The 22,299-nt window shown below is 39.9% G+C and carries 15 protein-coding genes; 9 read left to right on the top strand and 6 right to left on the bottom strand.

Annotated elements, in window-relative coordinates:
• Positions 1-19: 19 nt before the first annotated feature.
• From IPJ86_03515 to IPJ86_03490, 6 genes are read right to left on the bottom strand one after another with little or no spacing between them, the layout of a single operon-like run.
• Positions 20-1,303 (bottom strand): O-antigen ligase family protein, encoded by a 1,284-nt coding sequence (locus IPJ86_03515; protein ID MBK7886386.1) that lies wholly within the window; start codon positions 1,301-1,303, stop codon positions 20-22.
• Between the two features lie 10 nt (positions 1,304-1,313).
• Positions 1,314-2,183, bottom strand: coding sequence for a sulfotransferase (locus IPJ86_03510; GenBank protein MBK7886385.1), 870 nt, complete (start codon positions 2,181-2,183; stop codon positions 1,314-1,316).
• 21 nt (positions 2,184-2,204) lie between these two features.
• Positions 2,205-3,173 (bottom strand): sulfotransferase, encoded by a 969-nt coding sequence (locus IPJ86_03505; GenBank protein ID MBK7886384.1) that lies wholly within the window; start codon positions 3,171-3,173, stop codon positions 2,205-2,207.
• Positions 3,161-4,114 carry a sulfotransferase gene (locus IPJ86_03500; GenBank protein ID MBK7886383.1) on the bottom strand — a complete coding sequence of 318 codons (954 nt, stop codon included), beginning with the start codon at positions 4,112-4,114 and terminating at the stop codon, positions 3,161-3,163. Before IPJ86_03500 ends, IPJ86_03505 begins: the two co-directional genes overlap by 13 nt.
• A gap of 3 nt (positions 4,115-4,117) precedes the next feature.
• Positions 4,118-5,023, bottom strand: a complete 906-nt coding sequence (locus tag IPJ86_03495) for a sulfotransferase (protein MBK7886382.1) — start codon at positions 5,021-5,023, stop codon at positions 4,118-4,120.
• Positions 5,023-6,363, bottom strand: coding sequence for a flippase (locus tag IPJ86_03490; protein MBK7886381.1), 1,341 nt, complete (start codon positions 6,361-6,363; stop codon positions 5,023-5,025). The genes IPJ86_03495 and IPJ86_03490 overlap by 1 nt, the downstream gene beginning before the upstream one ends.
• 728 nt (positions 6,364-7,091) lie before the next feature.
• Here IPJ86_03490 and IPJ86_03485 point away from each other — a divergent pair.
• From IPJ86_03485 to IPJ86_03445, 9 genes are all read left to right on the top strand, one after another.
• The gene (locus tag IPJ86_03485; protein ID MBK7886380.1) at positions 7,092-9,185 is read left to right on the top strand and encodes a T9SS type A sorting domain-containing protein; all 2,094 of its coding nucleotides are present in this window, start codon (positions 7,092-7,094) and stop codon (positions 9,183-9,185) included.
• A gap of 58 nt (positions 9,186-9,243) precedes the next feature.
• Complete coding sequence (locus IPJ86_03480) at positions 9,244-10,350, top strand: hypothetical protein (protein MBK7886379.1); 1,107 nt, start codon at positions 9,244-9,246, stop codon at positions 10,348-10,350.
• Between the two features lie 204 nt (positions 10,351-10,554).
• Positions 10,555-11,643, top strand: coding sequence for a T9SS type A sorting domain-containing protein (locus IPJ86_03475; GenBank protein ID MBK7886378.1), 1,089 nt, complete (start codon positions 10,555-10,557; stop codon positions 11,641-11,643).
• Between the two features lie 102 nt (positions 11,644-11,745).
• Positions 11,746-14,355, top strand: coding sequence for a carboxypeptidase-like regulatory domain-containing protein (locus IPJ86_03470; protein ID MBK7886377.1), 2,610 nt, complete (start codon positions 11,746-11,748; stop codon positions 14,353-14,355).
• A 60-nt stretch (positions 14,356-14,415) separates the two neighbouring features.
• Positions 14,416-14,817 (top strand): hypothetical protein, encoded by a 402-nt coding sequence (locus IPJ86_03465; GenBank protein MBK7886376.1) that lies wholly within the window; start codon positions 14,416-14,418, stop codon positions 14,815-14,817.
• Position 14,818: 1 nt separating this feature from the next.
• On the top strand, positions 14,819-16,198 hold the full coding sequence (locus IPJ86_03460; protein MBK7886375.1) for a T9SS type A sorting domain-containing protein: 1,380 nt from the start codon (positions 14,819-14,821) through the stop codon (positions 16,196-16,198).
• An 11-nt stretch (positions 16,199-16,209) separates the two neighbouring features.
• Positions 16,210-16,968 (top strand): fibrobacter succinogenes major paralogous domain-containing protein, encoded by a 759-nt coding sequence (locus tag IPJ86_03455; protein MBK7886374.1) that lies wholly within the window; start codon positions 16,210-16,212, stop codon positions 16,966-16,968.
• Between the two features lie 431 nt (positions 16,969-17,399).
• Positions 17,400-19,004: a hypothetical protein gene (locus IPJ86_03450; GenBank protein MBK7886373.1), complete on the top strand. Its 1,605-nt coding sequence runs from the start codon at positions 17,400-17,402 to the stop codon at positions 19,002-19,004.
• A gap of 32 nt (positions 19,005-19,036) precedes the next feature.
• The gene (locus IPJ86_03445; GenBank protein ID MBK7886372.1) at positions 19,037-22,267 is read left to right on the top strand and encodes a T9SS type A sorting domain-containing protein; all 3,231 of its coding nucleotides are present in this window, start codon (positions 19,037-19,039) and stop codon (positions 22,265-22,267) included.
• Positions 22,268-22,299: the final 32 nt, after the last annotated feature.

The following is a 22,299-nucleotide window of genomic DNA, read 5'->3' as shown; positions in this document are numbered from 1 at the left end:
AGATGTGGGAGAAAATGCTTTATTCGAAGGTTTGTGCCATCGTCTCATTACGAAAAGGATAAACGTAGAAACGGTAATAATATACCACACCCATAAAGAAGGCAGGTGTCCCGATAAACTTAATATTATTCGCAGCACTTTGCATATCAAGGAAGATGAACAGTAGAGTATAGATGCAGGTGAGTACAAATACACTATTTATATTTTTCATTTGAGAGATCCATATAAAACAGGCGATGTATGGAATATAGTAGAATAGGGTTCCAATAATTCCAAAAACATATAAATTACCCAGTAATCCAATGTCGGCCGGATAGAAATACCTGTGAAATTGCAAATAACCACCATTCCACTGGGAACTTAAGAATCCATTGCCGAGCCATGGATTTTCACGGATTCCTTTGAGTGCCACTTCCGCTTCATAGTACCGGATATTGGTGGAGTATTCGGTAGTTTGTTCTCCTGTAAAAATAGTAAAAGCATTGCCAAACAATTCTGCATAATGATCGACAAAGTCAGGAGTAAACAGTTGGAGCAAAACAATGACCAAACCTAGAAGAAAGGCTCCAACAATAGAGTAGAATAGAATTTTTGTCGCTTTGAGATGGATAAAATAGAAAAGCATAAGGACGATGAGGGCAATAGCAATTTGTGAACGGTCTTGCCCATAAACCAGAAAGAAACCCAGCGAAAGCAATAAGGTGATGAGATGGCGTGTCTTGTTATCTTTCAGAAAGGATATGGCACCATAGATCAGAAGACCCGCCGTTGCTCCGTTGGGGAACTCATAAATCCATCCTTTGTAGCCGGTGAGTTTAACGAATTCAGTACCGGAAAAGAGTGCAGGGTTTACGAAAATATAAAAAAAGTACATGATAAACAGTGTGATAAACATGGAGTAAAGGAAATAGTTTTCCATTTTTTCCATACTTAACCATTGCCTCTTAAGAGAAACAACAACAAGTACAGCACCTAAAATATAATAATGATAGCGTTGTGAAAGTAAACCATAAAGATAAGGCTGGTTAAATACGGAATGTGCCTGCGCTGCATTTATCAGCGGATAAACCAGCAATGGTAATAGAATAAGGAATAAACGGCTTAGCCTCCCATTTATAAGTTGTTTGGTGGTTTCATGCAGGAAGACCATTATTAGAAGAAGCAAAAAGAAAAGGGAGAGGATTTCATTTACTTCTCCTACAGGAATTCTGGAAATAATTCTGAAGCAAACCATGAAATACAGGAATGAAAAAAGTACCAGAAGTATTTTTTTCGAAAGATGTATTAATTTCCCCGTAATCATTTCTTCGAAATTATTTACACCAATGTTGAAGAGATTTTCCGGTAATCCTTTCCAGTTCCGGTATTTCAGGTTTGTACAATGCGGACAGAACTTCCTTAGCTTGTAGGGATAATACCGGCAGGTGCTTTTTGGAAAACAACTTTGATTTTATATTTCCTCTCGTTTTTTCATCCAGGAAATAAGCCAGGAATTTTCTGAATTGCTCCTGCTTATACAGCCATCTCACGAATGGTGATTTCGCAGCTGTGGTCACATTTCTTTGCTCAAGCCCATGACCTGAAACCTCATGTTCTATTTCAAGAAATGCTGAAAGTCTTTTCAACTCTTCCTCCGGACGCGCAACAAGATCGTCATGGATGAATATTAAAACCTGATCTTTCGGAAAGACATTTAGGTATCTTTTTATTTGCTCCGTATATTGACTAAGCAGAATATATTGCTGGTAGTACAGTTTTAAGGAATCGTTTTTTTCTCCTTCTAAAACAATTTTATCAAAAGATTCTTTAACGAGATGCAGACTATAATCCATCAGGTAATGTGAGAATGCCCGATGGACCGGGTCGCGAAGTGAAATTATAATTTTTGCTTTCGGATTAAATTGATATATTTTTTCAGCTACTCCCGGATAGAATAAATAGGAAACGCTACACTCACCGGCAATCCTATTGCCTTCTGTGGGTTGAAAAAGCTGTAGATATTCTTCGAGCGTTTTCGGATTTTTCTTTTTATAATATAAACCTTGAGCTGCAATTTGATCACCTGAAAAATAATTGGGCTCTTTATCAGTACTCATACATACCTGAGGATGTGCGGCTAAATAGGCATACAGCGCAGTTGTGCCCGCTTTAGGGGAACCGATAATAAAGAAATCAGGTTTCATTCGCATCATCAGGCAATAAATCTACGCTTTTAACCAATGGGAGAGGTCGCGATTCAATTCCTTACCCAAGGCTTCGAATTCTGTTTTGAAAAGATCATTTAGCCATTTTCGATCTTCTGTACTCATTTTTTCAGGTCCTTCGCTCTTGAAGAAGAGGGACTTTACGGAGTTCTGCATGGATTTAGGGAGGGCTCTGAAAACTTTTCTTTTTAATCCTGTTTGTGTCAACAGGTGTAAAAATTTAACATTTTTCGGAACCTTTGCTTCATTGTGTTTTTCTCCAAAGTTGATGTTTATCTCAGGATCCAGATCCAGAAAATCGAAAACATCTTTAACAACCTTTGGCGTATTTGCTTTGAGGTCATCAAAAACCAGAATTTTTAATTGATCCGGAGTAAAGAGTGCTTTGTATCTTTTAATCTGATCGGAGTACATGCCTAATTCTATGTACAGATGAGATTTACCCCAGCCCTTTTGCGGTTTTGCCATATCCGCTTCCAGTTCTTTCCGGAAAGGAAGGATCGCTCTTCCGTCACGTATATTGGCTAAATAATGAGAGTAGGCTCTGTCGGCAGGATTCCGGAGGATAGCGATGAGTTTTACACCCGGTAATGTTGATTTAATATTTTTCGCCGCGACTTCACTGTAAAGATAAGAGTTGCTGATTTCGCCAATACGTTTTTTTCCTGCTGCAAATTTAAACAACAGCTTGTAATCTTCCTCTGACTGAACGTATGCTCCCCATTGATCCTCTTTCATGTCACCACGGACATATTTATAAACATCAAGATTTTTTGCTTTTTCGTGAATTTTATATTCAGGACTAAATTCTTCCGGATGAATATCTTTCGAAAAATGATTCGGTTCCTTGATAGGACTCATGTAAACATCTCTGTGTTGTTTCAGATAATGATAGATAGAAGTGGTGCCACATTTAGCAGCGCCAATCACCAAAAAGTTAGGTAGTATATTTGTTTTTATTTCAGCCATTCGTCAAGATTTCTGTTTATTAATTTGGACAATCGTATTACATCATCCTTCAATAGATTTTTTATTTCTTTCTTTGTTTCCTCATCTGAATTTTTGCTTTCCGGTTTTTTATAGAGGAGGTGAAGTATTATTTTTTTTAGTGGTGAATGTTCAAGAAAATTTCTTGCCTTCACCCGTATGAAATCCGATTTTAACAGATAAGAAATCATTTTATTTTTCGGAACTGTAGATTCATTTTTAAAATCAGATTCGTGGGGAACGAAGTCATTTCTGACGCCGAGAAAATCGAATAGTTTTTTTAATGTCGCGGATTTATCCTGATACAAATCCTTTTGAAGGAGTACAAGTATATGGTTTGGAGGAAATGTATCGAAGTATCTTTTGACCTGATTGTAATATTGACCAAGTTCCAGATAGAGAGAGCTGGCTCCCCATCCTTTTGGTGTTGTAGTACGATCCTTTTCCAGTGCGACTTTAAAACTATCCTGTGTGAAACCTAATTTAAGATCCATCAGGTAATGAGAATAAGCTCTTCCGGACGGTTCGCGAAGTATGATGATTATTTTCGAATTTTCGTTAAATTTAAATATTTCCTGAGCAGCAGTTTCAGAATAAAGATAGGAAGGACTGGCTTCACCTGCGACCTGACCGGAACCTGCCTGCGAAAATAGCTGCAGGTATTGTTCTTTATTCCTGATATAGGCACGATGAATCACCCTCTTCATTCCATCTTTAAAAAACTGATCGATGTTTTCAGCTTTGATCCTGTTCTTCACACTTTGACGAAGATTTTCTAAAATGATATCAGTGGAAAAGAAATTTGGTTCCTTGATCGGAGACATATAAATATCCGGATGCTGACGCAGGTAATGGTATAGCGCCGTCGTTCCTGACTTCGCTGCGCCTACTATAAAGAAATCCGGTTTCTTAGAGGATGCCATGTGTTATTTTAACCAGAGCGATAAATCCCGCTGAATAAGTTGTTGCGTTTTGATAATATCTTCTCTGTAAAAATCCTTAAGTTTTTCTTTCAGTTCCGGATCTATGATGAGTTTGTTTTCTCCCTGTATAGAGGGCTTCCTGAACTTGTGCATTATTTTTCTTCTGGTTTTCTCCTCTGTAAAAATGTTAGCGATTGGCTTCAGTAAAGCTTTCACATTTTTATTTTGGAAAATGTATTTGAACCATAAGTTGTTTTTCTGAGGATCGGAAATATTGTATTTTACAGAAGTATCAGGTGTAAAGGTGTCATTCACTCCAATAAAGCGAAACAATTCCTGCATCGTAGCAACGGGCTGATCAGTCAGATCTTCCTGAAGAATGACTTTGACCCTGGTAAAATTATTTTGAAATGCAGCAATTCCATCTGCATATAAGCCGAGACCTTTGTATTGCCACATAAAATCCCAGTTCAATTCAGCACGATGCGGTTCTTCTTCCAGAGCTGCTTCAAGTGATAAATCTTCTTTTTCCAGCCTTATAAAATGTTTATATCCGCTAATAAGTCGCGCTACCGGTTGGCGGATCACAATGATGATAGGGACATCTCCCAGCGTTTCTTTTATCTGCGGAATAGCTGTTTTATAATAATGAAGATAGCAGGTAGAAACTTCTCCTATCGCTCCTCCATCACATTTATGGTAAAGTTGATCATATTGGTCTTTCGTAAAAATAATACGTGACGGCTCACGTCTTCCGCGGTTATCGTCAGAAGGCTTCTTGTAAAAATCTGCGATAAAGAAGAATGTTTCCTTCTTAGGGATGCATACTTCCGGATGTTGTTCCAGATAATAGAACAAGGAGGTTGTTCCGCATTTTGCTACACCTGCTACCAGGAAATTAGGTTTCATTATTGGTTAATTGTGGGTATATCCTTAGGCCGGGGAATTCCGGGCAGATAGATGGAGAGGAATCCGAACTTTTTGTATACGTAATAAGCACCTCCAAAGTTCTGAATTATTTTGGCTGTTGCAGAGGAGATGGCCGCTCCCGTAATTCCAAATTCAGGTACCAGCAAGATGTTCATAGTAATACTGGTGATGGCAGTGATCAGAATGATGATGTTGTATTGCCGCTGATGTCCGGTCATTTGGAGTAAAATGCCTACGGAACCGGTGATTGTACTAAAGAAATTACCAATGGTGAGGATGATTAATGCTGTACCGGCAGAGATGAATTCATCCCCAAAGAGCGATAAAATCAGTTCGGGAAAGACGATAATAATTAAAGTAAAAGGCAATGTGGCATAAAAGAGCAATCGGGTAGAAGTGTAGATGGAGCGCCGAAGTTTGGAGAGATCATTTTGACTATGGAATTCTGCAAAGGTGGGGCCCTGAATGGCATTCATGGCCATCAAAACGACCGCTGAAATGGCTGCAATTTTAAACGCCGTATCATAAATTCCAACTTCAGCCTCGGTTCGGTAGATTCCTATAACCAAATTGTCTATCCAATTCAGAATAAAAAAAATAGAACCGGTAATCATCATCGGCAATGATTCGTTTACCATTTCTTTCCATGAACCGCTACTTTCCGGTAAGAGGGTGTCTGTGGGGTCGGCGCTGAATCGTCTCCATGCTATCACATAAAAAATCAGGACAATTAAAGAGGAAAATAAGTAACCCATCGCAGGACTTATCGACAAGGAAGCATACCAACTAATAAGGATAAAGAGAACATTTAGAAGAGGGATAATTGCCCGAAACAAGGTAAATCCTATCATGTTTTTCATTCCCCGGAATGCAGAAGCATGAATATTGATGATCACAAAAGGGGCCAGGGCAAAGCACATCATCCTTAAATGTTGAGCCAGCTGTGGTTTTCCAAAGAGTTGAACCGCGATAAGGTCCGATGTAAAGTACAGGAGTGCAGATAAGAGGAGGGAACTGAAAGTTGTAATTTTTAAAGCGGTCTGGAATGCTTTTTTTATCTCGTCGGGTCGATTTCCGGCTTTAGCGGCTGCTACCTTCCGTGTGAGAAGATTGTCAAGACCAAGTAATCCAAGTATGGAAAGTAATTGTAAAACAGTGAAAGACAAGGTAAAACTTCCCAATACTCCCGGGCCGAGTAAGCGTGCAACAGTAAAAACAAATAGGTATTGCGTGATGATCCCTCCCACTTTTACCGTGAGAGCGATACCGCTTTTTTTAAGGAGAAAATTCGTGTCTTTTCGCGTATTCGGTATTTTCATTTTTCAGAGATGCAAATATCATTTTTTTCAGCCTTGCTTTCTCTGTTACTTACTCATTTCAGCAGGAGATATCAACCAGCACAAATGAAAAAAGGAGCCGGATAATCAGGCCCCTTTTGGAACAAACGAAAAAATACAACTATTTGATATTTATTATGATATAAACTTCTTAATTGGTTTAATCTGTTTTAACCGGTAGTGGTATTCCGGATTTTTATTCTCTTTTGTTTTTATTGAGCATTCCTCGTAATGATGATGGTCCCTTGGCAGCAGCGATTTTATACCCTTGCACTAAGAAACTATTGCGCGGCTTAATAGAGTGGTTTAGTAGTTTATTTGAAGTGTATATAATTTGAAGACGCTGCAAAAATCAAATAGTACGATGTCCTAATAATTACCTTGATATTAAATTGTGGTAAATAGTGTAAATGTTTTTACTTCAAAATTTTTCGAAAGTAGGTGTTGAATCGAACTCCATGAATAGATAGAAACAATGATAAGGTAGCACATTGAACTGTTTACAATAGACTATTATTTTTTTAACCATCACTTAATATTCAAGACACAATCCGGTTTTAGTCACATTAAGTTAATAGAATGATAATGTTTTATAGTATATTTTATTCTTGTTGCCCCGTAGTTTTGCCGTTGGATTTTCTATGATGGTTCCGCTTCAATTATCATCATAAGCAATCTAAAATCTAAACCAATACTTAAAAATAATACACATGAAAAAACTATTACTGTTCCTGGCCTTTGTTATCATGGCAAAGTCAGGTTTTACGCAAAATGGACTGGAAGGTATAATTGTAGAGAAATACTACATTTCCAATGCGGCTGACGCTGCAGGAAGTGTTGGTGTTTTGCCGAGTGGTTCCACCACTTATCGTATTTATGTTGATATGTTGCCGGGATATACTTTTCAGGCAGCTTACGGAGTAGCTGGTCATGAGTTGCGTTTTCAAACCACTACTTCATTTTTTAACAATGAAGATTTCGGATCAACCGTTCCAACATACAGTAAAAACAATGCTCGTTTTAACACTGTAATGCTCGATTCCTGGTTAACAGGTGGAGCAGCTTGCGCATTAAATCATGGTATTTTAAAATCAGAAGACAATGTTGCGGCAGGCGGTGCTACTGTTATCAATGCGAATGGAATTCTTGCCAATGCGGATCCCAACGCAGGTATTCCACTTACCACACAGGATGGTCTTTATACCGGAACTCCTGCAAGTGTTACCGTACTCGGTTTCACACCGGCACAGTTAAGCGTGTTTGATAATGTAAGTAATGCCGGTAACTTAATTTCTACCACTAATGCCTCTTGGGCAGTTTTAGGTGGTGCTTCAGGTCCTACTGCTGCGAATAAAGTACTGATCGCTCAATTCACAACCAGTGGTACTTTCTCCTTTAAGCTGAATGTGCAATTGGGTACTCCAACCCCGGGCGTTTCTCAGAATTTCGTTGCTGAAAATCCGGTGGGAAGTGAGATTCTTTTCCCGGGACTTATCTATCCTGCTCCTTCCAATCCAACTGCACTTGTTTCAATAGTAAGTAACACAGCTTTCCCTACATGTGCCGGAACAAGTGTAACGTTTACCGCTACACCAACTAATGGCGGAGCAACACCAACCTTTCAATGGAAAAAGAATAATGCTAATGTTGGAACAAATAGTCCCACATATACTTTAACGGGATTGAATAATAATGATCAGGTGAAATGTATCATGACTTCCAGTATTGCCGGTGCTTTAAATAATCCTGCCACATCAAATACTATTACTGCCCTGGTAAATCCCGCTCCTACTGCCACTATTTCTGCTACCGGTCCTACCACTTTTTGTAATCAATCTAACCTTTGTACACTAAGCACACAGAATATTGGCGGATTAAATTATCAATGGACCAAGAACAATAATAATATCGCAGGTGCTACCAGTTTAACATATGTACCAACTACAAAGGGTACTTATAAAGTGAAAGCAACTACGATCAATGGTTGTACTGACTTATCTTCCGGTATAGCCATTGTTGTAAATGCATTACCAACTGCTACAAAAACAGTAACCGGTCCGACTACTTTCTGTTCAGGAACCAATGCTTGTACGATCACGGCTAATGCCGGTGCAGGATTAACGTATCAGTGGACAAAAGGTGCTGCTTTAACACCGATTTCCGGGGCTACAAATATCAGTTTCCAACCTACCACTTCAAATAACTACTATAAGGTTATTGTAACCAATGCCAATGGATGTACTAAAGCATCTCCTGCAACAGCCATTACCGTTAATACAACACCTCCTGCAACAATTACTGCTCAGGGCCCACTCACTTTCTGTGCCGGTGACAGTGTGACATTAGTCGCTAACAGTGGTGCAGGTTTGACGTATCAATGGTTACGTGGTGTAAACAATATTGCCGGTGCTACAACCGGTTCTTACAAAGCAAAAATTGCCGGGACATATAAAGTGCAGGTAACAAGTTCTGCTGGTTGTTCGAAATTGTCTACAGGTAAAAAAGTAGTCATCAATTGTCGCGAAGGTGTTGAATCAGAGGAAAATTATACCCTGAGTGTTTATCCAAATCCTTCAACCGGTGCATTTACTTTGAATTATCTATCAGAGGACATCATTGATGCCAATGCCACTATTGCCATTGTAGATATGATGGGACGAGTGGTGTATTCAGAGGCAGTGGAAGTAATAGAGGGTCAACTCTTCAAGCAAGTGAATATGGAAAACCAATTTGCCGGTGGTGTATATCTCGTCCGACTTCAGATGGGCGAGAAAAGCGTCGTGTCGAAGTTACTTGTTGAATAATTGTAAGTGTAAAATTGCATCGGTGAAGCTAATAGCATGACCTGAAAATTATAAAATGATGTTAAAGCAATCTATATTAATAGCCGGTCTGATCATGACCGGCTATTTTTCTCTCAATGCACAAAGTGGACTGGAGAAAATTATTGTAGAAAAGTATTATATCTCTACAGCTAAAGATACAGTTGGAGCAGATGCAACAGGGTATTTACCCATAGGTTCTGTTACGTATAGAATTTTTGCTGATTTACAGCCTGTATACAGACTCCAGGCGGTATATGGAGTTCCGGAACATGAATTAAGGATTGAAACAACCACGCGATTTTTTAACTCAGCTGTTAGTGATGGAAGATCTGCCAATGATATACAACCGTTACAGTTAGTGAATGGTGCTCTTCTATTGGATAGTTGGGTTTCTGTTGGTGCAGCAACCGTTGATTATCTTGGAGTGTTGAAAGCAGATGATGATTCGGTGATAAGTTATGCTGCTAAGAATATTCATGGTATTTTGAAAAACAACGATCCTGAAGCAGGCATACCTTTATCAGAAAAGGATGGAATGAAATATTTACGTTACCAACCGGCCACGCAATATTATAATCTGGAGCATGATCTCAAAATTTTTGAGTACCAATACAAAGATTCGATGAAGGGGTTGTTTTCAACACGCGATGGAGCATGGGCAAGTTATGGTGGTTCTGTAGGTCCACAACCTGAGAATCGTATACTCATTGCTCAACTTACAACAGATGGGGTATTGAGTTTTGAATTGAATATGCAATTGGCAGTTCCGAATGGTGGAGTTGAAAAGTTCGTTGCCAGGAATCCCGGAGAGGGAGAAGTTGAATTTCCCGGATTGAAGTACACGAGTTCGCCCGGCAATAAAGCTCCAATGGTAAGTCTGGCCGGACCGGATGTGAAGAAGTTGACAGGCTCACAAACTTTAGTCTTTACTGCCAGTGCAAATGATCCTGATGGTAAAATTGCAGGTGTGGATTTCTACATCAATGATAAATGGGTTGCAATGGATACAGAAGCGCCTTTTGAATTTAATTATAAGTATGAAGGAAGAGGTGTTAAAGTTTCAGCCACTGCCATAGATGCTTTAGGTGCAAAAACAAGATCAGAGGACTTCTTTCTGCCGGCGATGAAGAAACAAGGAGATTAAAAATTTGCTTTTCTGCAATGTTAGGTAAATGTTAATTCTTACTTCAGGTCTTTTCAATAACGAATTGTTAATCCAAACATAACGTATATACAACCTCATTTCCATCTCAATTATTCAATTTTGCCCTTCATGATTTTATATCATCAGTAGGAGTCTATGATGAATATTATCTATAGTATCATCTTAACTAAAAAATTGAAAGTAATGAGAAATTTAGTTTTAGTATTCGCCCTGCTTATCTGCAGTTGGAATCTGAATGCCCAAAATGGTCTTGAAAATATTATTGTTGAAAAATATTATATTTCAGACGGCAATGATACAATTGCAAATCTGGACGGTGGAGTTTTACCGGTGGGTTCCGTTACCTATCGCGTGTATGTAGATATGTTGCCCGGCTATAAATTTCAGGTATGTTATGGTGTACCTACACACGAATTAAGAATTGAAACCACCACGTTGTTTTTTAATAATGAAGATCGTGGATCAACCTCGCCAAATTTCTCTTTTACAAATGCAGCGAAGAATACGGTGATGCTGGATTCATGGTTGTCCGTAGGAGCAGCTTGTAACGGGTATATGGGAATCCTTAAATCAGATGATAACGGTGTTGGCAATATTGTAAATAATTATACACCTCAGGTATTGCAAAATGCAGATCCTGCCGCGGGTATTCCATTAACGCAGCAGGATGGCTTAATCGCCGGTACGCCGGAGGCATTTACTGAGTTAGGAATTACAAATGAATTAGCCGTTTTTGATAATCAGAATGATGGGACGAATGGGCCTGTGTTTTCAACTTTCAATGGCTCCTGGGTGGCATTAAATGGAACGTATGGTCCTGATACGATCGAAAATAAAGTATTGATTGCTCAAATAACTACCGACGGCACCTTTTGTTTTCAATTGAATGTTCAATTACGCACTCCAACTCCGGGCATTGTGGAGAATTATGTAGCGCTCAATCCAACAGGAGCTGAAATTCTTTTTCCGGGATTGAATTATTGTTCTACTACCGGAAGTCCGGAATTTACAGTGGAAGGTCCCGCATTCAGCGTTTATCCTAATCCCTCGTTTGATTTATTCAGCATGTGGATTTTCGCATCGAGACAATCCGGTCATTATAGTTACAGGATTTATTCTTTGGATGGAAAGCAGATGTTTAGTAAAGATTTGGGAGTGCAGCAACAAGACATGATGGAGAAAATTGATTTGACATCTTTTGCTCCCGGAATTTATATGGTGGAACTTTCATTGAATGGTCAAACTACTACTCGTCGGGTTGTAAAAAATTAATTGCTGGAAATAAAATAAATTATACCGATTGTTTAGATGCAGCGGACTACAGCATATCCATATAGTCCCTGAATTGAACGCTCCGCTCTATTCACGTAGATTATGCAGAAATTTATAGTGCTCATCGTATTGCTACTATCCCTTGGTAAATCCTTTGGACAGGGTATTGTTCGCGGAAAAGTAACAGATAAGAACGGTGAATCACTTATTGGAGTTACACTCGTTGTGAAGGGCAACACATCAATAGGTGCGGCGACTGATCTGGATGGGAACTACAGCATTTCAATTAAGGAAAATGCTCCCTTTGTTTTAGTAGTCACCTATATTGGTTTTAATACGATAGAGGAAGCCATTACACTTACCAATAATGAAGTAGTCGTAAAGAATTTTACGATGCAATCCTCTTCTGTAGAAGTAAAGGAAGTAGAGATTTCTGCGAAGGCAGTAAAGGCGGCTGATTATTATATGGAGAATATGAAGAAGCAATCCTCGACAACCATCGACTATGTTTCTTCTGAAACGATTCGGAAAACCGGTGATAATAGTGTGACTTCTGCCATTTCGCGGGTGACCGGTGTTTCAAATACGTCAGCAGGATTTATAACGGTGAGGGGTATAGGCGATCGATATCTGAAGACATCAGTGAATGGTTCGGTGATACCTACATTGGATCCATTTACTAATAACATTAAACTTGATTTCATTCCGGCTAATCTGGTAGATAATATCATCATTACCAAAACCGCTTCTCCGGATTTACCCGGAAGCTGGGCGGGGGCCTATGTTTCGGTCGAGACGAAGGATTATCCGGAACAACTAACTGTAGCTGCGGAAACACAAATTGGATATAATACTCAAAGTACGTTTCAAAATGTATTGGGTGGAGAAAGAAGTACTACGGATTGGCTGGGATTCGATGATGGCTCTCGTGATCGTTCTCATGGTGGCTTTATTGACTATGTCGCAAGACCTACTCAGTTTCAGGAAATGGTTGCGCTTGGACTTGGTAATTTTTATCTGGGCTTAGGAATTACTCAAAGTTGGGATCCTACATCGCAAGCCGGTATTGATCTGTTTAAATTGGGTCTCGTAGAATTAGGCCTTTTGGCACCCGCCTTGATTAATGATCCTGCTGCTTTTAACCAGGCTTTGAGTACCTACCAAACGGGATTAGCACTCGATGCGTTCAGCACCATTAATACACCTGCTACAGAACAGAATAAAAAATTCTCAAACTCATGGCTTATCGGTAGACGGAAAGCACCGTTAAATTTTAGTCAGTCATTTGGTATTGCTAACCAAATTAAAACCGGAAAGCAAAGTGCGCTCGGATTCCTTTTTGGCTTGAGGTATGGCAACAGTGTTCAATATGACAATGATGCAAAATTGAACCGCTTCAGGTTAGAAGGAAATACTTTTTTTTCAACACAGCAGTTTACAAGGGAATCAAACAATTGGAGTGCATTAATGAAACTTTCGTATAAGATTAATCCGAATCATAGTGTTGGATTTTTGTTTATGCCCAATGTAGGAGGATCAAATAATTTAAGAACGATTGTCGGTACAGGTATTTTTGAAGATCAGCCGGATGCTATTTATTATTCAAATGATCAGTTCTATGAAGAACGTCAGCAATTGATTTATCAGGTAACGTCTGATCATTATCTTCCCTTTGCGAAGGCAAGAATTCATATGGATGCCTCTTATACCGAAGGTAACAGTGATATTCCTGATTTTCGAAGTTTAAGTACATTCTTGTTGAATGGTCAATTGCTGAGTGGCCTTGGAAATTTGCCGAACACCCGGGATTATCGTTATCTGGGGGAGAACTTGTTTGACTCCCGTTTATCTATCGAAATTCCATTGGCAGAAAAGCCCGGTAAAAGTCGTAAAATAAAATTAGGCGGTGCCTACACGTATCTCGATCGTGAATTTAATCAATTCCAATATATTTTAGGTGGAACGGATAGTAGCGGTAATATACTTACAGGTTCATATTTAATACCGGATAATAACATGGATGCGTTTTTGAATCCTTCAAACTTCGGCATTCAGTCTTATGATTTTCAAGGATTGCCGAAGAGAAGATCGAATATTATTTATATTGAAAATGATGTTCCCGGTAACAGAACCATTGGTTACAGTGAAGTGATCGCTTATTACGCTATGATTGATTACAGTCTTTCATACAAATGGCGGGCTTCGGGAGGTCTTCGGGTTGAACATGTCGACATCTTTGCCGACATTTATGAATACGACAGATTGGGATATGCTCCCGGCGACATTCGAAGAAAAGCCCCCGGTGATAATTTCCTGGCGAACCCCGGAATCATTAACGTTACTAAATTATTGCCCAGTCTGAACGTGGTATATAAGTACCGTGATGACGAGTCAAAATCAATTAATGTAAGGGCAAATTATAGCCGTACAGCCGCCTACCCCAGCATACGCGAGATCACAGAGAATAATATCCTGGATTTTGAATTAAGGTCGTTCGTATTTGGTAATTCAACATTGAAACCTGCTGATGTAGATAATTTCGACTTGCGTTGGGAAGGATACTTTAAAAATGCCAGTAGCATATCCGTAAGTGCTTTTTATAAGAAGTTTAAAAATCATATTGAATTGTTGAATTTCAATGATGCAAATACCTGGACGAATGTAGATGACTCTTATGTTGTTGGTTTGGAAGTGGAGGGTGTAAAGAGGTAGACAAAAAATCTGGAGATCCGGGCAAACGTTGCTGTGATAGAATCTGAAACAAATGTGATTTTGAAAAGCAGGAAGGATGTAGATGGTGTCATCGTGCTTACACCTTATGATACACTTGTCCGCGCAATGTATGGACAAGCACCTTATATTGTTAATGCAATTGTCAGTTATAATTTTGAGAAAAGCAGATTAAATGTCACGGTTTCCTATAACATACAAGGGAAGCGGTTAGTGATTGCTGCAACAGAAAATGTACCCGATGTTTATGAAATGCCTAGAAATGTTATTGATTTTAAAATTTCAAAGCAGTTGGGAAAACACTTCACCACTTCACTTACTGTGAGGGATATCTTAAATCAGCCTATACAACGCCGGTTTGAAACAGACACAGATGAGAAATTGGATTTCGATAGCTTTCGTTGGGGTACAAGTATCAATTTGGGTTTAACTTATAAACTGTAAAATGAAAAAGGAAATACTTAATTGCCGGATAGGTGTTGATGCACTAGTGATGACATTAACAATTCTGATCGTCACCGCATGTTCAGCAATGGCGCAGATAAAGGGATTGTCGGTGGAAACGTATTATATCTCAGATGTCAACGACATAACTGATAATACAGGTGGACGCAGCTTACCGCTCGGAGCGAGAACCTATAGAATTTATGTGGAGTTAGAACCGGGAAGCAAAGTGCGTAAGGTTTATGGAGATTCATTGCATCCGCTTTCGATCATGAGTGACTCCGTTTTCTACAATAACAATGATCGTCCATCCAATGAATTTGGTTATGAAATACAGGCCTCCTGGTACGAAGATAATCCTACCCTTGCATTGGATAGCTGGTTGACGTTGGGACTTGCTTCTAAAACGCATAAAGGAATTTTGAAGTCAAAAGATAATGATGGTGATATTGTTGCCGGCAGCAATAATTTGGGTGGAACAGCATCCATCCCCGGTGGACTATTGGTGAATACTGACCCTTTGATGGGTTTGCCGCTTACCACTGCCGATGGTCTAGTGCCGAACACCATTTTGAAAGGAACCTGGATAGATGTCGGCTTTAAGGATGGATTTGGTAATGATACTACCATCTTCGGTGCGGACAGTATTGGAAATGTATTCAAATGTTACGGTTGTGCATTGCAGCAAACGTTGGGTGTGGAAGGGCCAGGTCAGGATAGCTCCAGAGTCTTAGTAGCTCAACTGACCACTACCGGTGAACTTAAATTTGAATTGAATTTAACACTTGAACAAACCGATATCAACGGAAATACGGTGCTGGTAGATTATGTTGCCACTGACGATACCCTTCGGCCCGGTGAAGTTGTGAGTCCTTTTCTTTCGTACCCTCTGGCATGTGGATGTAATGATCCCATGTATTTGGAGTATAGTGGTTCATATACTTGTCTGGAAGAAGATTCTTGTAAAACGCTGATCGTTTTTGGATGTATGGATACAATGGCCTGTAACTATAATCCGAACGCTAATTTTAATATTAGTACACTTTGTTGTTACCCCGGTTACTGCAATGATCTTGATATTTCGTTGGTATGTCCAACATTAAATCTGGGCCGATTTGCATCATCTAACGTTTTGGTCTATCCGAATCCAAGCATTGGACCACTTACCGTTGAATTGTATGCGGATAAAAAGCAGCAAGCAACCCTTGAAGTGTATAATGCCATGGGCGAATTAGTTTATGCAGATCGTATTGCTTTAAGTGATAAAGTTACCCTCTCCGATCATGACATAACCTTTTTGCAGGATGGCGTATATCTGGTAAGAGTAACCGGAGATCAATTGAACCGGAGTATCCGTATTGTAAAGAGAAATAATAATTAATAGCAGCTATCATGAATAATTCAATTCAATTCTTCCGAAACAATTCATCATTGCGATTTCTGTTGTTTTTCCTCCTCTACTTTGTATTAGGATTTAGTGCTTGTAAGGACGATGACGAAACCACGCCCGTGCTGGAAACAGGAACCATGATCGATGTAGATGGGAATATTTACAAAACAGTGTTGATTGGTGGTAAGTGGTGGATGGCCGAGAATTTGAGAGTAAAACATTATCGTGACGGTCAGGCTGTGAATGAATTAGTAGAAGATACCACCTGGAGTCAGGGTGCTGCCGGTTATTCTGTTCATCCGGATGCTACCACAGCGATGGGATACCTTTACAATTGGGAAGCCGTTTCCAATACAGCCGGTCTTGCTCCTGATGGATGGCATATTGCTACAGATGAGGACTGGAAGCAACTGGAAAGTGCTATTGGTATGGAATCATCAGAAATTGTAAAGACAGGATGGAGAGGTTCCATTGAAGGCGATGCTTTAAAAGCAGAAGGAACGGATAACTGGAACAGATTTGATCCCGTATGGGCAACGAACAGCAGTGGTTTTACTGCCTTATCAGGGTCCTGTCGTCTCTACAACGGGAAGTACGGATATCCCGGTCGCTTCTATACCGGTTTTTGGTGGACCGCTTCAGAAAATAGTGCTGATAATAATAAAGCATGGTATCGCTATCTCGACTATAAAACATCAGAAGTATTCAGACAGTATGTGGAGAAAAAGTATGGAATGAGTGTGCGTTGCGTTAAAGATTAAGTCAAGTGTTGTTGCAAACAATATATATTGAAATGTTGATAGGTGTTATTGAAGTGGATGAAAAGTGGAAGAGAGGTTATTGGTGTTTTGTTTTAGAGCTTCCAATTTCAATGACAAATGCAATAAATAAATTTTCACTGATAATATTTCAATCATTACCCTAAAGGAAACATGATTAATATGAGTTTTTCGAAGATCTGCTTTTGAAATTACCCGATAATTCACTTTATTTTATCAATGATTTCCGGACTTTTTTAGTTAAGCCAATATGTCTTTAATGTTACCTGATTTCCGGTTAACATACAGGTGAAATACAAATAATGATTTAGTAAGTTACCGGATATTTCCAGGTACAATTGCCACTCTACATTTGACCCGGGTTAAAGAGTGCATGCATAATTTAAAATCAAATAATAAACCAAATTAAAAAAATGAAAAAACTAATTGCAAAATTTGCTGTTGCTGCCGGGATGGTAGTTGCAGCCGGTACTACGGGTTCTGCTCAAAACAACTTAGGCGCTGATTGCGGATGTCCTCCTGTTTCCGGCCGTCCTACCAAGAACTTCAGTTCTTATGTTGATGTTGATGGAAATCTGAATGCTAATCTTTATTTGTATTGCGACACTACTTACATCCTGAATGACAAGGTTTGGGTAGGTGCCGGAAAAACGATCACTATCGCTCCGGGAACTGTTATCAAAGGAACACCAACAGGTGTCGGTGTCCAACAAAATTCTCTCGTTATTATGCGTGGCGGTAAAATCAATGCTGCAGGTACAACTACTTGTCCGATTGTATTTACTTCCACAAATGATCCTGTAAACGGCACTTATCCTATCGGCAATCGTGCGGAGTGGGGTGGAATTCAGGTATTGGGTAGCGCGCAATTGGCTCGCTTAGGTGGTGTAGCTATTGCCGGTGGTGGAACAACTGCTAATGGTGAGTGGTTAATGGAAGGACTGAATGCGGATGCCCGTTCAATATTTGGCGGAGGATCAACTCCAAACAACAATGACGACTCTGGTGTACTTCGTTATGTATCTATTCGTCATGCAGGTGGTGCAACCGCAGCAAACGTAGAGTTAAACGGTTTATCTCTTGGTGCTGTGGGTAGAGGAACAATTATTGAAAACATCGAAGTGCTTTCAAACGATGATGATGCGATCGAGTGGTGGGGTGGTACTGTAAACTGTAAGTACATCAACTTCATGTTCCTGAATGATGACGGTTATGATATCGACATGGATTATGATGGAAAATTGCAGTTCTTATTTGGTGTAAAAGCTCCTGCTGCTGTTGCTCCGGGTGGTGAAAGTGGTTTCGAATGGGATGGTGATGAAGGTTCTTCTACCTGGTTCGGTGGTTATTCTTCTGCTGTTTCTACAGTGAAGTCTCATCCAGTTGTTTACAATGCAACTATCCTTGGTAATGGTTCTAATACCGGTGCGGGTGGTACTGGTACTACTCCTGGAAATCCATTCGGCATTAGCTTCAAATCAGATGCTGAAGGTGAAATCTACAATTCTATCTTCACCGGTTTCCGTGGAGGTATGAATTTACAAGGTGGTTCAGATTCTTCTTATGTGAACTGGGTGAATAATTTAGTGAAAGTTCAGTGTAACCATTGGGTAGGTTGTACTTTCCCTGCGTCTAACACCAATGTTCCTTTTACCGGTACTGATTCTACTAAATTTTTCAGTGAGAACAACGTAAATACAAACTCTATTGCAGGTTTTGATTATCTGTTCAACATCAACGGATCAACTAACGTAGTTTCTGACAATATCGATGTAGTTCCAAACAGCAATCTCTCTACAACTTGTTCAGCTCCAAATGATGGCTTCTTCACACCTGCAAACTATCGCGGTGCATTTGAAGCAGGTAAAAAGCCCTGGTTAAACAAATGGGCTTACACCTCTGTAATCAATGTGATCCCCGGCTTGTCTCCATGTCCTACAGATTTGAATGCTGATGGTCAGACAAACACTTCTGACTTCTTGTTATTCGTTGCTCAATTCAACCTTTCTTGTAATTAAAAAAAATTAAAATAGCTCAAAGCTAAAATCTTATGAAACTAAATAAACTATTGGCAGGAGTAATCCTTCTGCTGACAGGAACCTCTTTGCATGCCCAGAACGGTCTGGAGAACATTATCATAGAGAAGTACTACGTATCAAATGCTGCAGATGCTGCTAACGCCAACACTGCGTTATCAGGTGCAGGTTATACAACAGGTACACTACCTTCGGGTTCTGTGACCTGGCGTGTGTACGCTGATCTGCTCCCGGGTTGGGGAGTTCAGTCAGTGTATGGTGTACCAAGTCATCCATTGGTGCTGACTTCTTCCACATCATTCTTTAATCATCCGAATGCGAATACTACCGGTGGAAACTTCTCCAGCAATAGTAACAGTATCCTGGGCGACGGAACTACTCTTCTAGACTCTTATCTTTCTTGCGGTGCTGTAGCTCCTGCGCGTTTCGGTGTATTGAAAGCCGAAGATAATTCTGCTGCAGTTCCTGCAGGTGGTGGTGCTAACCAGGTGATTACTCCCGGTACAGTATTGGCCAACAACGACCCAAGTGCTGCTCCTGCTCTTACTACAGCAGACGGTCACTATAACGTTGGTGGATCTCCGGCATTACTTGCCTTAACTTTATTAGGTGATGCTGCTGCTGCTCCGGTAAATATTTTTACCGATGGTTCAACAGTGGGTAATAGCTACAACAGTACAAATACTTCCTGGGGAGTATTGGGTGAGCAAGTAGGTGCTTTCCCTACAGGTACTAACCGTGTATTGATCGGACAGTTTACTTCAGATGGTGTATTTCATTATGAATTAAATATCCAGATTCGTAACAATACCACTTTCGCTGTACAGAACTATGTGAATGCAAACCCGGTTGGCGCTGAGATTTTAATGACTGCTCTTGCCGGTACATTGAATCAGCCGAATGCTGCTCCAAGTGTTAACATTACAGCTCCTGCAAACGGTGCCAGCTTCTTCGTTGGCGATGTGGTGAATATCACTGCAAACGCTTCTGATGTTGCTCCCGGTACTGTTTCTCAGGTAGAGTTCTTCGTAAACGGAGTTTCTGTTGGTGTAGACAATACGGATCCTTATGCAGCGACCTATGTGGCTACTTCAGGAACGAAGAACATCACTGCTGTAGCTACTGATAATGGTGGTGCTACTACTACTTCTTCTATCGTTACTATTACTGTTGGTACAAACACCGCACCTTTAGTAAATATCACTGCTCCTGCTAATGGAACATTGGTAATTGGTGGAGCTGCTGTTCAGATTGATGCGAATGCATCTGATCCGGGTGGTGCTGTGGCTCAGGTGGAATTCTTTGTAAACGGAGTTTCTGTAGGTGTAGATAATACATCGCCTTACTCTGTTTCCTGGACAAGTGGCGCTCCTTTCGGAACACGTTTGTTGACTGCCGTAGCTACGGATAACTTCGGTGCATCCACTACTTCTGCTACAGTTTCTATCACTGTTCAGAACCCTGCTGCGCTTCCTTATACAATCGGGAATTTGACAGAAAAATGCGTGAACAGCACTTTCTGTCTTCCAATCACTGCTGTGGATACCGTTGCAGATATCATCGGTTATGATATCGTTCTCGATTATGATGTAACTAAAGTTGCTCCTACAGGTGCAATTGTACGTAGCAATGATTTACTGCTTCCTTCTTTCAACTACAACATGGTGAGCACTGCTTACTCTAATGATGCTACAAATGGTAAATTGCGTATCGCAGTTTATTTCAACGGTAGCGCTCCTTCATCAGCTCGTTTCGCCGGATCAGGAGATATCATTTGTGTTGAATTTGCTAAGACAGGTCTTGGTAACACGGATACAGCTTTATTCGTAGCAGATACTTTAATGGAAAGCCGCATTACCGGAGTTCAATTAAAAGCTACTGATGCTGGAAGCTATGCAACGTATAAAGACAGTCTCTTCACCAGCAATTTAAAATTCTGGGAAGATTTCAGTCCTATCCGTTACAACGCTGCTGTACCTGCTGATTATCTGATCACTAATATTTATGGAAACAATACCAGCTGTAACAACCGTTCGGTTGCTGCTGTTCAGCCTGATGTAAATGGTGTGTTTACTTACAATGTGAACAATGGTGCTAAGATTGAAATCATCAAGGACATCGCTCCTGCAACGGATATGCAACCTGTAGTGAATGGATTTGACGCCTTCCTTACACGTCGTGTATTGATCAATGATGCAAGTTTCGTTCCTTCTGTTTATCAGATGATCGCTATGGATGTGAATACAGATGGTGTTGTTTCTGCAGGTGACTTGTCACAGATTAACCAACGCGCTGTATTATTCATTCCTGAATTCCAACAGGATTGGAACTACAATGCTCAGGGTGTATCAAATGGTCAACCTTCAAGAGACTGGTTGTTTGTAGATGTAAATACTGTAAGTGCCAGTCCTTCTTATTACATCTCAACCAACTATCCTTCTAATGATGGAATTGGTTATAGCAAGAATAAAGTTCCACAAGTTGATTTCTGTAGCCCAATCCCTGTTAGTTTTATTAATGGTGATTGTCCTGTAATCGGAACTGAATCTTATATCGGTGTATTGTTAGGTGATGCTAACGGAAATTACTCTTCTAACAATGGTGCTCCAAGTCCATTTAAAGTGGGAAGCTCTGAGAAAGTAATCTTCGATGCTACTAAAGCAGTAGTTGCAGATGGTTTCGTTACAATTCCTGTTGCTGTTAAATCATTCAATACTGTTAATGCGATCGATTTCTCTTTCCAATTCAATTCCGGAAATTTAACTTTCGATAACGTGACAGACCTTACCGGTAAGATGATGGTTCTTTCTCATTTCAATACTGCTGACCAAACTGTTCGTTTCACTTCGAATAGCTTGGAAAGCATTGAAAAGAATGTAACTGTTTTAAATGTACGTTTTGCTATCAATAGCACTGATTTCAACCCTGCTGACTTGAATTCACTTTCAGGTTATATCAACGGTGAAAGCGCTGAAGTTGAAGTAAGAACGGAGCGTATCGCTGCAACTGATGTGAACGTAAGTGTTTATCCTAATCCGGTAAACAATATGTTGAATGTGTTTGTATCTGAGAATGCTCAAATCGAACTTTCTGATTTAAGTGGCCGTGTGATCATGACTGTTAACAATGTACTTGCTGATCAAAAGCAGGAACTCAATGTGGCAGGTGTGTCTGACGGTGTTTATATGCTGAACGTTTGGAATGGTGAGTTTGTTTCAACAAGCAAAGTGGTAGTAAAGCATTAATAGTTGATTAGTATTATTTTGAAAGGGCTCCG

It is taken from the genome of Bacteroidota bacterium, assembly GCA_016713925.1.
Lineage (GTDB): Bacteria > Bacteroidota > Bacteroidia > AKYH767-A > OLB10 > JAJTFW01.
Note: the sequence above shows the minus strand (reverse complement) of the source record. Positions and strands in the feature narration are given on the sequence as shown.